Below are 12,892 nucleotides of genomic sequence, written 5' to 3' on the forward strand. Positions count from 1 at the left end.
GTCGCACGCCGACCGGGTGCGGGACCTTGCGGAAACCCGGCCGGCGGCACAGGACCCCGTCTGGTCCCGCTCGTGCTTTCCGAACCGTCGGGACGCGCGGGAGGAAGCGGGACGACATGCGGGACGACGCGACACGGGTGGACAACCGGGATCGGGTGGGTTCGATCTGCCGCTCCCTGCGCCGGGCGATCGTCGAGCGGGCGATCATGCCCGGCGACCGGCTGCCGGAGGATGCCCTGGGCGAGCGCTTCGGCGTCAGCCGCACCATCGCGCGCCAGGCCCTCGGGCAACTGGCGGGGGAGGGGCTGGTGGAATTGCGGCGCAACCGCATCGCCGTGGTGGCGACCCCGAGCTGGGCGGAGGCGCGCGACACCTTCGACGTGCGCATCAGCCTGGAGCGCCTCGTGGTCGCCCGTCTCGCCGGGCGTCTCACGCCAGACCAGCAGGCGACGCTCGACGCCCATATCGGCCGGGAGGAGGCGGCGCAGGGCGGAGCGGACGGCGCCTCGATCCGTCTCGCCACCGAGTTTCACCTGCTGCTCGCGCAGATGACCGGCAGCCCCGTGCTGGAGCGCTACGTGGCCGAGCTCGGCTACCGCTGCGCCCTGGTGCTCTCGCTCTACAGCCGGCCGCATTCGGCGGAATGCGGGGTCGCCGAGCACCGCGCCCTGGTCGCCGCCCTGATCGCGGGCGATCCCGAGCGGGCCATGGCGCTGATGGACCACCACCTCGACGCGGTGGCCGAGCGGGCCCGGATCGTCGCGAGCCCGCCGCGGGAGCGCGACCTCGGCCGCCTACTCGCGCCCTATATCGAGCCCGTAGGCGGCTGACGGGCGCTCAGGTGTTCAGGCCGTGCCGGCTGAGGATGCGCTCGGCGCTGTCGTTCCAGACCTCCATGGTCACGATCAGGCCGTCGCGCACCGTGAACCGGTCGACGTAGCGGTTGCCCTCGAAGGGCGTTCCGTCCGGCCATGCGCCGTAGAGCGTGCCGAGGCTGTAGACCGTGGTGACACCATCGCCCGGCACCACGTCGAGGCGCTCCATGCGCTTCTTCACCCAGGCGTAGCGTCCGGCGTTGAAGGCCGTGACCTCGCGGGGATGGCCGAAGCTGCGCCCGCCCGTGAACACGATGGTGATGCCCGGCGCCATGTAGGTCGCCGCCCGCTCGGGGTCGGGCACCATCGAGGCCTCGAGATAGGCGGTGACGTTGGCGGCATCGCGGGCGGTATCACTGGCGGTGGTGTCGGTCGAATGCGCGGACATGGCGGTATCTCCGGGAACACGCCCCTCCCTGCCGCAAATGCCGTCAAAGTGCATGCAACAAGTGTATGCACTTTGACGATTCCGGAGGCAGAATCCCGGGGCATCGCGAAAATTCGTGAGTAAACGCAAGGCCGAAGCCAATGGCACGGGGGTTGCGGACCTGTGTCGCGAAGCACCCGCCGGAGACACCCCCATGCGCAGCCGTCCGATGCCGCCCCTGACCCGCCGCCTCGCCCTGGGCGCCTGCCTGCTCCTGGGCCTGCCCCTCGCGGGCGCCGCCCGGGCCGAGGATCCGATCCGGATCGGCCTCGTCACCGCGCTGAGCGGGCAGTCGGCCAAGTCGGGCGAGGCGATCTCCCGCGGCATCGGGCTCGCCATCGACGAGATCAACGCCGGCGGCGGCGTGCTCGGGCGGCCCCTGGAGCTGGTGGCGCGGGACGACGAGGCCAATCCGTCCAAGGGCGTGCTCGCCGCCCGCGAGCTGATCCAGCGGGTCGGCGTCGTGGCGCTGGTCGGCGGCCTCGACACGCCGGTCTCGATGGCGCTGGTGCCCATCGCCAACCAGATGAAGGTGCCGTTCCTCGGACCCTGGGCCGCCGGCACCGGCATCACCCGCAACGGGGCCTCCGACAACTACGCCTTCCGGGTCTCGGCCGTGGACGCCCTGGTCGACGAGGCCCTGGTGGCCTACGCGGTGAAGACGCACGGGGCGAAGAAGCCCGGGATGATCCTGGTCAACAACGCCTGGGGCGAGTCGAACCAGCAGGGCCTGACCGCGGCGCTGAAGGCCGCCAACCTGCCCGCCGCGGGAATCGAGAAGTACGAGGCCGCCGACCTCGACATGGTGCCCCAGCTCACCCGCCTGCGGGAGGCCGGCGCCGACACCCTGTTCCTCGTCGGCAATGTCGGGCCCTCGGCCCAGGTGGTCAAATCCCTCGACCGGATGGGCTGGAGCGTGCCGGTGGTCTCGCACTGGGGCCCGGCCGGCGGGCGCTTCGACGAGCTCGCCGGGCCGAGCGCGGCCAAGGTCCACTTCATCCAGACCTTCACCTTCGCGGGCAACACGAGCCCGAAGGCGCTCGCCGTCCTCGACGCCCTCAAGAAGAAGTACCCGGCGATCAAGTCGATGGCCGACGTGACCCCGGCGGTGGGCATCGCCAACGCCTACGACGCCACCCACCTGCTCGCCCTGGCGATCAAGGCCGCCGGCTCCACCAAGGGACCGGAGGTGCGCGACGGCTTCTACAAGGTCGCGGCCTATCCGGGCTTGATCAAGACCTACGACAAGCCCTTCGCGCCGGGCCAGCACGACGCCCTCGGGCCGCAGGACTACGTCTTCACCCGCTTCCAGAACGGCGAGATCGTCGCCGTCACCAACTGAAGGCGCCGGGCCGATGCTCACGGGAACACTCATCACCGGCCTCGGCCTCGGCAGCATGTACGGGCTCGTGGCGCTCGGCTTCCACATCACCTACGCGGTCTCCGGCACGGTGAACTTCGCGCAAGGCAGCGCCGTCACCCTCGGGGCGGTGCTGGGCTATACGCTCGGGGTCACGCTGGGCTGGCCGATGCCGGTGGCGATCCCCGGAGCGCTCCTCGGCTGCGCCCTCCTCGGCCTCACGGTCGAGCGGCTGCTGGTGCGGCCCTTCGTCGAGAAGGGCTCGGACGCGTGGCTGCTCGCCACCGTGGCGGGCGGCATCGTCCTCGACAACGCGATGCTGTTCACCTTCGGCAAGGAGCCGCGCAGCCTGCCCTCGTCGCTGGCGGTGTCGCCGGTGGAGATCCTCGGCACCGGCATCTACCCGCTCCAGCTCCTGATTCCGGTGGTCGGGCTCACGGTGGCGGTGGCGATCCAGACCCTGTTCCGCCGCACCGATCTCGGCCGGGTGCTGCTGGCGGTGGCGCAGAACGCCGACGCCGCGCGGCTGATGGGCATCGACGTCCGGCGCACGGTCGCCTGCGCCTTCGCGCTCTCGGCGCTGCTGGCCGGGGCCGCCGGCCTCCTCATCGCGCCGCTGTTCTCGGTCTCGGCCGAGATGGGGGCGCTGTTCGGGATCAAGGCCTTCGCGGTGGCGATCCTGGGCGGCATCGGCTCGGCCACCGGCGTGGTGCTGGCGGGCCTCCTCTACGGCCTCGTCGAGGCCGGCGTCACCGCGACCCTCGGCTCCACTTACACCCAGCTCGTGGTGTTCTCGGTGATCATCCTGGCCCTGGCCCTGCGCCCCGACGGGCTCCTCGGCCGTGCCGCGATCAACAAGGTCTGAGCCCGATGCACCGCTTGCGCGCTCCGGCCGCGATGCCGCTGACGATCCTGGCCCTCACCCTGGCGGGGCTCGGTCTCGTCGGGCTGACGGGGGGCTACAGCCACTTCGTCATCGCCCTGGTGGCCCTGACCACCGTGGCGGGGACCGGGCTGAACGTCCTCCTCGGCCTGACGGGGCTGATCTCCTTCGGGCATGCGGGCTTCTACGCCATCGGCGCCTATGCGAGCGCGATCCTCACCGGAGCCGGCCTGAGCTTCTGGCTCGCGCTGCCGGCCGCCGGCCTCGTCTCCGGGCTCGTCGGGGCCGGCCTCGCGGTGCCGGCCATGCGGGTGAAGGGCCCCTATCTCGCGATGGTCACCATCGCGTTCGGCTTCATCGTCGAGCACGCCCTGATCGAGGGCGGGTCGCTCACCGGCGGCCAGAACGGCCTCGTGGTCACCGCCGGGCCGAGCCTGTTCGGATTCCCCTTCGCGGAGCGCGAACTGGCTTTCCTCGCGGTCCTCGGCGCGGGTCTCAGCCTCTACGGCTTCCACCGCCTCGCCCGCAGCCGCCTCGGCCGGGCGATGCGGGCGGTGCGCGACGCCGACGTGGCGGCTGCCTCCCTCGGATTCGACCCGGTGCGGGTGAAGACCCTGGCCTTCGCGATCTCGGCGGCGCTGACGGGGCTCGCCGGGGCGGTGCTGCCGCCGCTCATGCTGTTCATCGCGCCGAGCTCGTTTCCCTTCGCGCAGTCGATCCTGTTCGTGCTCTCCGTGGTGGTCGGTGGCGCCGGCACCGTGCTCGGGCCGCTCTTCGGCGCCCTCGTCACCGTGCTGTTGCCCGAGACGCTTGCCGGGCTCGCCGAGTACCGGCTGCTGTTCTTCGGCCTCGCCACCCTGGTGGTGCTCTGGCTGGTGCCCTCGGGGATCGTCGGCAGCGCGGCGCGGCTGCTGCCGCGGCCGCGGACCGGCGCCCTGCCGCCGGCGATGGATTTCGCCCGGCTCATCGGGCAGCGCGGGGCCGAGGCCCTGGTGGTCGAGGGCATCGGCATCAGCTTCGGCGGCATCCGCGCGGCCGAGAGCGTCTCGGTCACGGCGCAGGCCGGGGCGGTGACCAGCCTGATCGGGCCCAACGGCGCCGGCAAGACCACCGTGCTCAACATGGTCTCGGGCTTCTACCGGCCGCAGGCCGGGGCGATCCGCCTCGGCGGCCGCGACCTGGCCGGGGCCCCGGCCCACGTCATCGCCCGGGCCGGCATCGCCCGCACCTACCAGACCACGCGCCTGTTCGGCTCGCTGAGCGTCCTCGACAACGTCGCCCTCGCGTTCGAGCCCGGCCGCCTCCGGCGCCGCTCCGGCGGGCAGGACCGCGCCGCCGCCGCTTCCTTGCTGGCGTTCGTCGGCTATGCCGGCGACCTCGACCGGCCGGCGGCGGAACTGCCCCATGTCGACCGCCGCCTCGTGGAGATCGCCCGGGCGCTGGCCGGACGCCCGCGCATCCTCCTCCTCGACGAGCCCGCCGCCGGCCTGACCCGGGCCGACACCGACGCGCTCGGCGGTCTCCTGCGCCGGATCGCCGGGCAGGGCATCGCCGTGGTGCTGGTGGAGCACGACATGCCCCTGGTGATGGGCGTCTCCGACGCGATCCTGGTGATGGATGCCGGGCGGCCGATCGCCCACGGGAACCCGGCCGCGATCCGCCGCGACCCGGCGGTGATCCGCGCCTATCTCGGCGGCGCCGACACGCCCGCCCGGCCCCGTGCGGCCGCCTGGGCGCCGCCCGCCGACGCGGTGCTCTCCACCCTGGGTCTCACCGCCGGCTACGGCGCCGCCCCGGTCCTCGACCGCGTCGCCATCGAGGTCCGCCCCGGCGAGACCGTGGCGCTGCTCGGCGCCAACGGCGCCGGCAAGTCGACGACCATGCGGGCCCTCGCCGGCCTGCTCCGGCCCGTCACCGGCGCGATCGTGCTGGAGGACCGCGCCATCGCGCACCTGCCCGCCCACACCATCGCCCGCCTCGGCCTCGCCCTGGTGCCCGAGGGCCGGCAGGTGTTTCCCGAACTCACCGTGATCGAGAACATCCGCCTCGGGGCGCATGGCCGCGCGGCGCCGATCGACCCGGCCGAGATCGAGGCGCTGCTCACCCGCTTTCCGCGCCTGCGCGACCGGGCGACGAGCCGGGCCGGGCTGCTCTCGGGGGGCGAGCAGCAGATGCTGGCCATCGCCCGCGGGATGATGGCGCATCCCCGCATCCTCCTCCTCGACGAGCCCTCCCTCGGCCTGGCGCCCGCGATGATCAACGCCCTCTACGCCGTGGTGGCGGACCTGCGCGACCAGGGCGTCACCATCCTGATCGTCGACCAGATGGCGGCCCTGGCCCTGACGGTGGCCGATCGCGGCTACGTTTTGGAGCAGGGCCGCGTCGTCACCGCCGGGACGGCCGCCGAACTCAGTGCCGATGCCGGCCTGGAGGCCGCCTATCTGGGGGCCGCCTGACGAAGTGACCGATCCGCATCGGCGCAGCGCGGACGCAGTGTTCGCGCGCCGGTTTGCGATGACCCTGGCGGCAGAGCTGTCGGATCGAATTCCGGTCCGTTTCCATGGAGGCGGGGGCGGATTTCGGCCGTTTGCGGACGTTCCGCACGCCCGCTTCCGAGCGCTCTTCGCAGTTGGGCATTCCACCGCCAGCGATCGCGAAGCACGCACGTCTCCTAGTGACCTCCAAGTCATTTTTATTGATAAATGACTCGGGGGTCATTAGATTGCTCGCGACCGAGTGATCCAAACGGGCGATCCGCCCCCCAGGAGATCGCTTCGACCGGATGCCAGTCCCCCGGCGGACTGCCCGCGCAGAGTGGAGCCATTCATGAGCAAGACCGACGTTCTGATTGTCGGAGCAGGACCGACCGGCTTGGCGCTAGCGCTTTGGCTGACGAAGCAGGGGGTCGGCATCTGCATCGTCGACAGGAGCGCTGGCCCCGGGGAGACGTCCCGCGCCATGGCGGTGCAGGCCCGCACGCTCGAACTCTACCGCCAGCTCGACATGGCGGACGATGTGGTGGCGAAGGGCAATCCGAACCCGGCCATGAACATGTGGGTGCGCGGCAAGCGCCAGGCGCGCGTCTCGCTGGCCGATGCGGGCGAGGACATCACGCCGTACCCCTACCTGCTGGTGTTCCCGCAGGACCGGCACGAGCGCCTCCTGATCGAGCGCCTGGAGAAGCTCGGCGTCACGGTCGAACGCCGGACCGAGCTCGTGTCGTTCGAAGATCATGCGGATCATGTCTCCGCCCGCCTGAAGCGGCCCGACGGGAGCGAGGAGGTCTGCGAGGCGCGCTACCTCGCCGGCTGCGACGGGGCGCGCTCGCCGATCCGCCACGGGATCGGCGCGGGATTCGAGGGCGGCACCTACCGCCAAGTCTTCTACGTCGCCGACGTCGAGGTCGGCGGCCTCGAACCCGCCGGCGAGGCGCACGTCGCCCTCGACAGCGCGGACTTCGTGATGGTGCTGCCCTACGGCCACGACAACCAGAGCCGCCTGATCGGCACGGTGCGGGACGAGCGGGCGGACCGCGCCGAGTCCCTGACCTTCGAGGACGTCGGGCGCGAGGCCATCGACAACCTCGGCCTCACGGTGGGCAAGGTGAACTGGTTCTCGACCTACCGGGTCCACCACCGGGTCACCGACCGCTTCCGCAGCGGGCACGTGTTCCTCCTCGGCGACGCCGCCCACGTGCACAGCCCGGCCGGCGGCCAGGGCATGAACACCGGCATCGCCGACGCCATCAACCTCGCCTGGAAGCTCGCCGCCGTGGTGAAGGGCCAAGCCCCCGACAGCCTGCTCGACAGCTACGAGCCCGAGCGCCAGGCCTTCGCGCGCAAGCTGGTGCAGACCACCGACCGGTTGTTCACCTTCGCCACCGCCGAGGGCGGGTTCGCCAATTTCGTGCGCACCCGGATCGCGCCGCTGTTCATGCGCGTCGCCTACGACATCGACCGGGTGCGCGAGTTCATGTTCCGGGTCGTCTCGCAGACGATGCTGGAGTACCAGGACAGCCCGCTCAGCGCCGGCAAGGCGGGCTCGGTGAGCGGTGGCGACCGCCTGCCGTTCGTGCGCTTCGACGGCGGCGACAACTACGGCTCGCTGTCCGCCATCGGCTGGCAGGTCCACGTCTACGGCGCGGCCAAGTTCGACCTGCGGACGTGGTGCGAACGGCATGGCATCGCGTTGCACGAGTTCGCGTGGCGACCCGAGCACATGCAGGCGGGGCTGGCGCGGGATGCGGCCTACCTGCTGCGCCCCGACACCTATGTCGCCCTGGCCGACCCGCACGGATCGCCCGACACGTTGGGGCGGTACTTTGCCGAGCGCGGCATCACCCCGGCGGCCTGAGGCCGCCGAGCGACGGGACGGGACCGGACGTGACCGAAACCAAGCCCAAGTGGAACCGGCGCAAGGACGCCCGTCCGGCGGAGATCATCGAGGCGGCCGTGGACGTGTTCATCGCGCATGGATTCGCGGCCGCGAAGCTGTCCGACGTCGCCACCCGTGCCGGTGTCGTGAAGGGGACGCTGTACCGCTACTTCGACACCAAGGAGGACCTGTTCCGCGCAGTCGTCCAGCACGTCGTCGCCACCAACCTGCAGGCCATCGAGCAGGCGGCGCAGGCCTTTCGGGGGGCCCTCGCGGAACTCGTGCCCGTCCTTCTGATACGGGCGGCCGAGGGGATGGGCGACGGCCGTGTCCCGGCCCTGGCCCGGATGGTGATCGCCGAGAGCCGCGCATTCCCCGACCTTGCTCGCATCTGGCACGACAACGTCGTGTCCCGGATCCTGGGGCTTCTCTCGGGGCTGATCGCCGACGCCCAGGCTCGCGGAGAGGTTCGCGCCGGCGACCCGACGGCCTACGCCTTCTCCATCGTCGGCCCGATGGTGACGGGCATGCTGTTCCACGAGCTCTTCGGCGCGGCCAGCCCCCATGCCCCGAACCTCGTCACCCTGGCCACCCAGCATGCCGAAACCGTCCTGCGGGGCCTCTCCGTCAAGTCCGATACCCGCCGAAGCGATCCGTCCGCTTCGCGATGAACGGGTCGAGGTCAGGTGACCACCCTCCGCGGCCGTCGACGCGGCAGAGCGGATGGTGGCGCAACCCCCGGACTCAGGGTCTCCGGTCGACCGGCCCCGGTCGGGAAACGCCGTCACGAAGCAGCCCGTCTCGCCCACTGCCTCCGCGATCACCCGCCGAACCGAGCGGATCCGGGGGCTGCGGCCAGCGCACGATGTGGCGAGTTCCCTCGCCTTGGGCACAGTGCGCATCCGCGAACCGCAAGGGCGCGGTCGGCCTTCGCCGTCATACCCCTCATCCCACCCCACGGGCGGCCTCCTCTCGGAGCAGCGCCTCGGCGCGGTCCCGGGCGCGGGCCCAGCGCCGGCATTCGCGACGCGCATCCGACAGGGCGCGATGCTCCGGGGCCGGATCGTCCCGCGCTTCCTGACGCAGCGTGGCCAGGAGCTTGCCCGCCAGGGCGTCGCGCGCCGTCGGGGCGAGGCCGCCCGCCGCGAGCACGTCGAGGACCGCGCGGCGCTGGGCCTCCGCCGTCGCCTTCAGCCGCAGGGCGTGGCGCGGTAGGCCGGCCGCGCGCAGGAGCCGGCTCAACCATTGCCCGTCCCAGGAGGGGGCCGAGGCGTAGAGGGCGACGTCGCGCAAGGTTGTCAGCATGTGCAGCGCCACCCATTCATGGGCGACGCCCTCCCGCACCAGGCGCTCCCGGGCGAGCCCGTGCACCGCCTCGGCCTCGGGCGCCCAGTCGGTCCAGCCCGGGGCCGGACGGATGAGGAAGCTCTCCGAGCCGCCCTCGGGAAACACCCACGCGACCTCGATCGGGTAGCCGGTCTTGGCGAGCGAGGACGCCTCGAAATCCAGGAAGGCGATGCGGCTCAACGGCGGACCCTCGGGGCGGAAGCCGGCTCGGGGCGGGAAAAGAAGCGATGCCGGGCAACAAACCGGCGCAAAGCCGAGTTCCGGCTTCGACGAACCGCGAAGGACCCCGGGTGAGCGACGCAACACCGATCTCGATGCCCGCGCGCGGGACGCGCCGCTGGCTCGCCGATTCCGTCCCCATCCCGCTCACGCGCTTCCTCCCCGCAAGACCCGTCCTCCATAGCGGCCGGATCTCGGCCGCCCTGGCCGCGCCGCATCCGGCGCTCTGGGGCCTTGCCCTGGCGGTGGCCGTCCTCGACGCGGTGTGGCTGCGCCGGGCCGGGATCGCCCTGGCGCCGTTCGGCTTTGGCGTGGCGGCGGCGCTGGTGGCGGCGCTGCTCGCGCTCGCCACCCTGTTCGGCCCCGTCCTGTCCGAGCCGAAGCTGCGGGCGATGGCGCTGGCGAGCGCCGCCCTCGTCGCCGTGACCGTGCCGCTCGCGGTGCTGCACTACCTCACCGCGACCTGGGCCCTGCCGCTGGCCGATGCGCGGCTGGCGCGGGCCGAGGCTGCGCTGGGCTTCGACTGGCCGGGCTACCTCGCGACCCTCCGGGCGCATCCGCGCCTCGCCTGGTGGCTGGCCCTCGCCTACCACACCAGCGGTCCACAGGTCGGCCTCACGGTGATCGCGCTCAGCGCGACCCTCCGGGTCGGCCGGCTCTGGGCCTATGTGCGGATGTTCGCGGTGCTGCTCTTCGCAGTCGTTCTCGTCGCCGCCCTGGTGCCGGCGGCCGGGCCCTTCATGCATTACGGCCTCGCCACCGTGCCGGACGGATCGATCGAGACCATGGGCGCCCTCTGGCACCTCGATGCCCTGGAGCACCTGCGCGCCGGCACCCTGCGCGTCCTGGCCCTGGAGGACATCCGCGGCCTCGTCACGTTCCCGTCCTTCCATGTCTGCCTCGCGGTGCTGACCGCCTGGGCGCTGGCGCCGATCCCGATCCTCGGCCCCCTGGCGATCGCCCTCAACGCCGTCGTCATCGTGGCGACCCTCGGGGCCGGCGGGCATTACCTGCCCGACCTGCTCGCCGGCTTCGTGCTCTCGGTCGCGGTCATCGGCGGGCACGCGATCCTGCGGGGGCGCCGCGCCCGGCCATCGGGCCGCAGGCCCGAACCCGCCCCGTGCGGGTCGCGTTGTCCGGGGTGAGGGCGCGGGACGCGGTCCGTGCGCCCCGTCCCGGAGTTCCATCCCGGAGAGGATCGACATGCGCCGTCCCAGCCTTCGATTCGCGGCGGCCCTGGTCTGCGCAGGGGCCTGCGCCCTGCCGCTGCCGGCCGCCGCCCAGAGCACGGGCTACGTCACCGGCTTCCCCGGCAAGGACCCGGCCGGCGACGACGAGATCGGCTGGGGGCCGGCCTATCGCCCGGAGACCAGCTTCTCGCAGCCGGGCACGCCGCCGACCCCGGGCGACTTCGCCGGCGCCGCCTACCGGGCGCGCACGGGGCGCGGCCCCTACGACGCCGTCCAGGGCACCGGGCTGCGCGGCGCCCGCTTCGCGCCGGACGACGCGGTCGCGGCGCCGTCGCGCCGTCCGCCACCACCCGACCCGGGGACGGCACGCCGACCGCTGATGGCGTGAGGTCCGGACGGGACCGTCCCGCGCGCGCTGTCGGGGCTGACATGATTTGCCTTGACGGGCGCCGCACCCCACCTCGTGCTCAGAGCCGCCCGCCGCGCCGCATACGGGACCCAAGCCCTCGATGACAGCCGCCATCCCCTTCGCCAACACCTATGCCCGCCTGCCGGAGCACTTCTTCGCGTCGGTCGATCCCACGCCCGTGGCGGCGCCGCGGCTGATCCGGGTCAACCGGGACCTCGCCGCGGAACTCGGGATCGACGCCGCCTGGCTCGAGAGTCCCGAGGGCGTCGCCGTGCTGGCGGGCAACCGGGTGCCGGAGGGCGCCGAGCCCCTGGCGATGGCCTATGCGGGCCACCAGTTCGGCAACCGCGTGCCCCAACTCGGCGACGGACGGGCGATTCTCCTCGGCGAGGTCGTCGGCCGCGACGGCCTGCGCCGCGACATTCAGTTGAAAGGGTCGGGCCCGACGCCGTTCTCCCGGCGGGGCGACGGCCGTGCCGCCCTCGGACCGGTCCTGCGCGAATACATCGTCAGCGAGGCCATGACGGCGCTCGGCATCCCAAGCACTCGCGCCCTGGCGGCGGTGCTCACGGGGGATTCGGTGATGCGCGAGACGGTGCTGCCCGGCGGCGTCCTGACCCGGGTCGCCACCAGCCATATCCGCGTCGGCACCTTCCAGTACTTCGCCATGCGGGGCGACGTGGACGGCGTCCGGGCGCTGGCCGACCATGTCATCGGCCGGCACGACCCGGACCTGGCGGAGGCCCCGAACCCCTACGCCGCCTTGCTGACCCGGGTGGTGGAGCGGCAGGCCGACCTCGTCGCGCGCTGGCTCCTCGTGGGCTTCATCCACGGGGTGATGAACACCGACAATTGCGCGGTCTCCGGCGAGACCATCGATTTCGGGCCCTGCGCCTTCCTCGACGCCTACGATCCCTCCGCCGTGTTCAGCGCCATCGACGAGTACGGCCGCTACGCCTACGGCAACCAGCCCGGCATCCTGCACTGGAACCTGACCCGGTTCGCCGAGGCGCTCCTGCCCCTGCTTGCGCACGAGGCCGAGGCGGGCATCGCCGTGGCGCAGGATGGCCTCGCCGTCTTCGGCCCCCGGTTCGAGGCGGCCTATTACGGCGGCCTCCGGGCCAAGCTCGGCCTCACGACGGACCAGGACGCGGACGGCGAGCTCGGGCGCGCCCTCCTGGAGGCGATGCAGGCCGGCGGCGCCGACTTCACCCTGACTTTCCGGCGCCTCGGGCAGGCCGCCCTCGGCCCGGAGGGCGACGCGGCGGTGCGCGCGCTGTTCGGTGACCCGGGGCTCTACGACGCCTGGGCGACCCGCTGGCGGGCGCGGCTCGCCACCGAGCCACTGGACCCGGCCGCGCGCCGGGCGGCGATGGACCGGGTCAACCCGGCCTTCATCCCGCGCAACCACCGGGTCGAGGCAGTGATCCAGGCGGCGATCGCCCGCGACGACTTCGCGCCCTTCCACGAACTCGTGACGGTTCTGGCCCGACCTTACGACGACCAGCCCGCCTTCGCGGCCTATGCCGAGCCACCCCAGCCGCACGAGCGGGTGCTGCAGACCTTCTGCGGCACCTGACGGCATAGACCCGGCGCGGGCGGCCTGACGAGGGAGACGCGCGATACCGTGGCGGACAGGATCGGGGAAAGGCCCGGCCGAACCGCTGGAGCGACCGGGCACCGGGAGGGCCGAGCCGGCCGGGCGCGCGATCGACAGTGCCCGCCTGACTCACAGGTGCGGCTTGCAAACGCTCTGGTATACCGTATTCCATTGGTGCGTTAGCCCAAGCGGACAGGTGCCCCGATGA

Annotated in this window: 11 protein-coding genes; 9 read left to right on the forward strand and 2 right to left on the reverse strand. The window is 72.5% G+C overall.

What is annotated here, in order from left to right:
* Positions 1-116 precede the first annotated feature (116 nt).
* On the forward strand, positions 117-830 hold the full coding sequence (locus K2X24_RS01965) for a GntR family transcriptional regulator (protein WP_292494172.1): 714 nt from the start codon (positions 117-119) through the stop codon (positions 828-830).
* Between the two features lie 7 nt (positions 831-837).
* Here K2X24_RS01965 and K2X24_RS01970 read toward each other — a convergent pair whose 3' ends face one another.
* A complete protein-coding gene (locus K2X24_RS01970) occupies positions 838-1,263 on the reverse strand; it encodes a nuclear transport factor 2 family protein (protein WP_292494173.1) in 426 nt (141 codons plus the stop codon).
* Between the two features lie 193 nt (positions 1,264-1,456).
* Between K2X24_RS01970 and K2X24_RS01975 the strand changes: the two genes are divergently transcribed.
* The 5 genes from K2X24_RS01975 (at position 1,457) to K2X24_RS01995 (ending at position 8,590) form a co-directional block, all read left to right on the forward strand.
* Complete coding sequence (locus K2X24_RS01975; protein WP_292494174.1) at positions 1,457-2,644, forward strand: ABC transporter substrate-binding protein; 1,188 nt, start codon at positions 1,457-1,459, stop codon at positions 2,642-2,644.
* 13 nt (positions 2,645-2,657) lie between these two features.
* On the forward strand, positions 2,658-3,527 hold the full coding sequence (locus K2X24_RS01980) for a branched-chain amino acid ABC transporter permease (protein WP_292494175.1): 870 nt from the start codon (positions 2,658-2,660) through the stop codon (positions 3,525-3,527).
* A 5-nt stretch (positions 3,528-3,532) separates the two neighbouring features.
* Positions 3,533-6,001 carry a branched-chain amino acid ABC transporter ATP-binding protein/permease gene (locus tag K2X24_RS01985; RefSeq protein WP_292494176.1) on the forward strand — a complete coding sequence of 823 codons (2,469 nt, stop codon included), beginning with the start codon at positions 3,533-3,535 and terminating at the stop codon, positions 5,999-6,001.
* A gap of 370 nt (positions 6,002-6,371) precedes the next feature.
* Positions 6,372-7,898: an FAD-dependent oxidoreductase gene (locus K2X24_RS01990; protein WP_292494177.1), complete on the forward strand. Its 1,527-nt coding sequence runs from the start codon at positions 6,372-6,374 to the stop codon at positions 7,896-7,898.
* 29 nt (positions 7,899-7,927) lie between these two features.
* Positions 7,928-8,590, forward strand: a complete 663-nt coding sequence (locus K2X24_RS01995; protein ID WP_292494178.1) for a TetR/AcrR family transcriptional regulator — start codon at positions 7,928-7,930, stop codon at positions 8,588-8,590.
* A 274-nt stretch (positions 8,591-8,864) separates the two neighbouring features.
* Here K2X24_RS01995 and K2X24_RS02000 read toward each other — a convergent pair whose 3' ends face one another.
* Complete coding sequence (locus tag K2X24_RS02000) at positions 8,865-9,446, reverse strand: transcriptional regulator (protein ID WP_292494179.1); 582 nt, start codon at positions 9,444-9,446, stop codon at positions 8,865-8,867.
* A gap of 110 nt (positions 9,447-9,556) precedes the next feature.
* Between K2X24_RS02000 and K2X24_RS02005 the strand changes: the two genes are divergently transcribed.
* The 3 genes from K2X24_RS02005 (at position 9,557) to K2X24_RS02015 (ending at position 12,663) form a co-directional block, all read left to right on the forward strand.
* Positions 9,557-10,630 carry a phosphatase PAP2 family protein gene (locus K2X24_RS02005; RefSeq protein WP_292494180.1) on the forward strand — a complete coding sequence of 358 codons (1,074 nt, stop codon included), beginning with the start codon at positions 9,557-9,559 and terminating at the stop codon, positions 10,628-10,630.
* 58 nt (positions 10,631-10,688) lie between these two features.
* Positions 10,689-11,063, forward strand: coding sequence for a hypothetical protein (locus K2X24_RS02010; protein WP_292494181.1), 375 nt, complete (start codon positions 10,689-10,691; stop codon positions 11,061-11,063).
* Between the two features lie 121 nt (positions 11,064-11,184).
* The gene (locus K2X24_RS02015) at positions 11,185-12,663 is read left to right on the forward strand and encodes a YdiU family protein (RefSeq protein WP_292494182.1); all 1,479 of its coding nucleotides are present in this window, start codon (positions 11,185-11,187) and stop codon (positions 12,661-12,663) included.
* Positions 12,664-12,892: the final 229 nt, after the last annotated feature.

Source organism: Methylobacterium sp. (genome assembly GCF_019750675.1).
Lineage (GTDB): Bacteria > Pseudomonadota > Alphaproteobacteria > Rhizobiales > Beijerinckiaceae > Methylobacterium.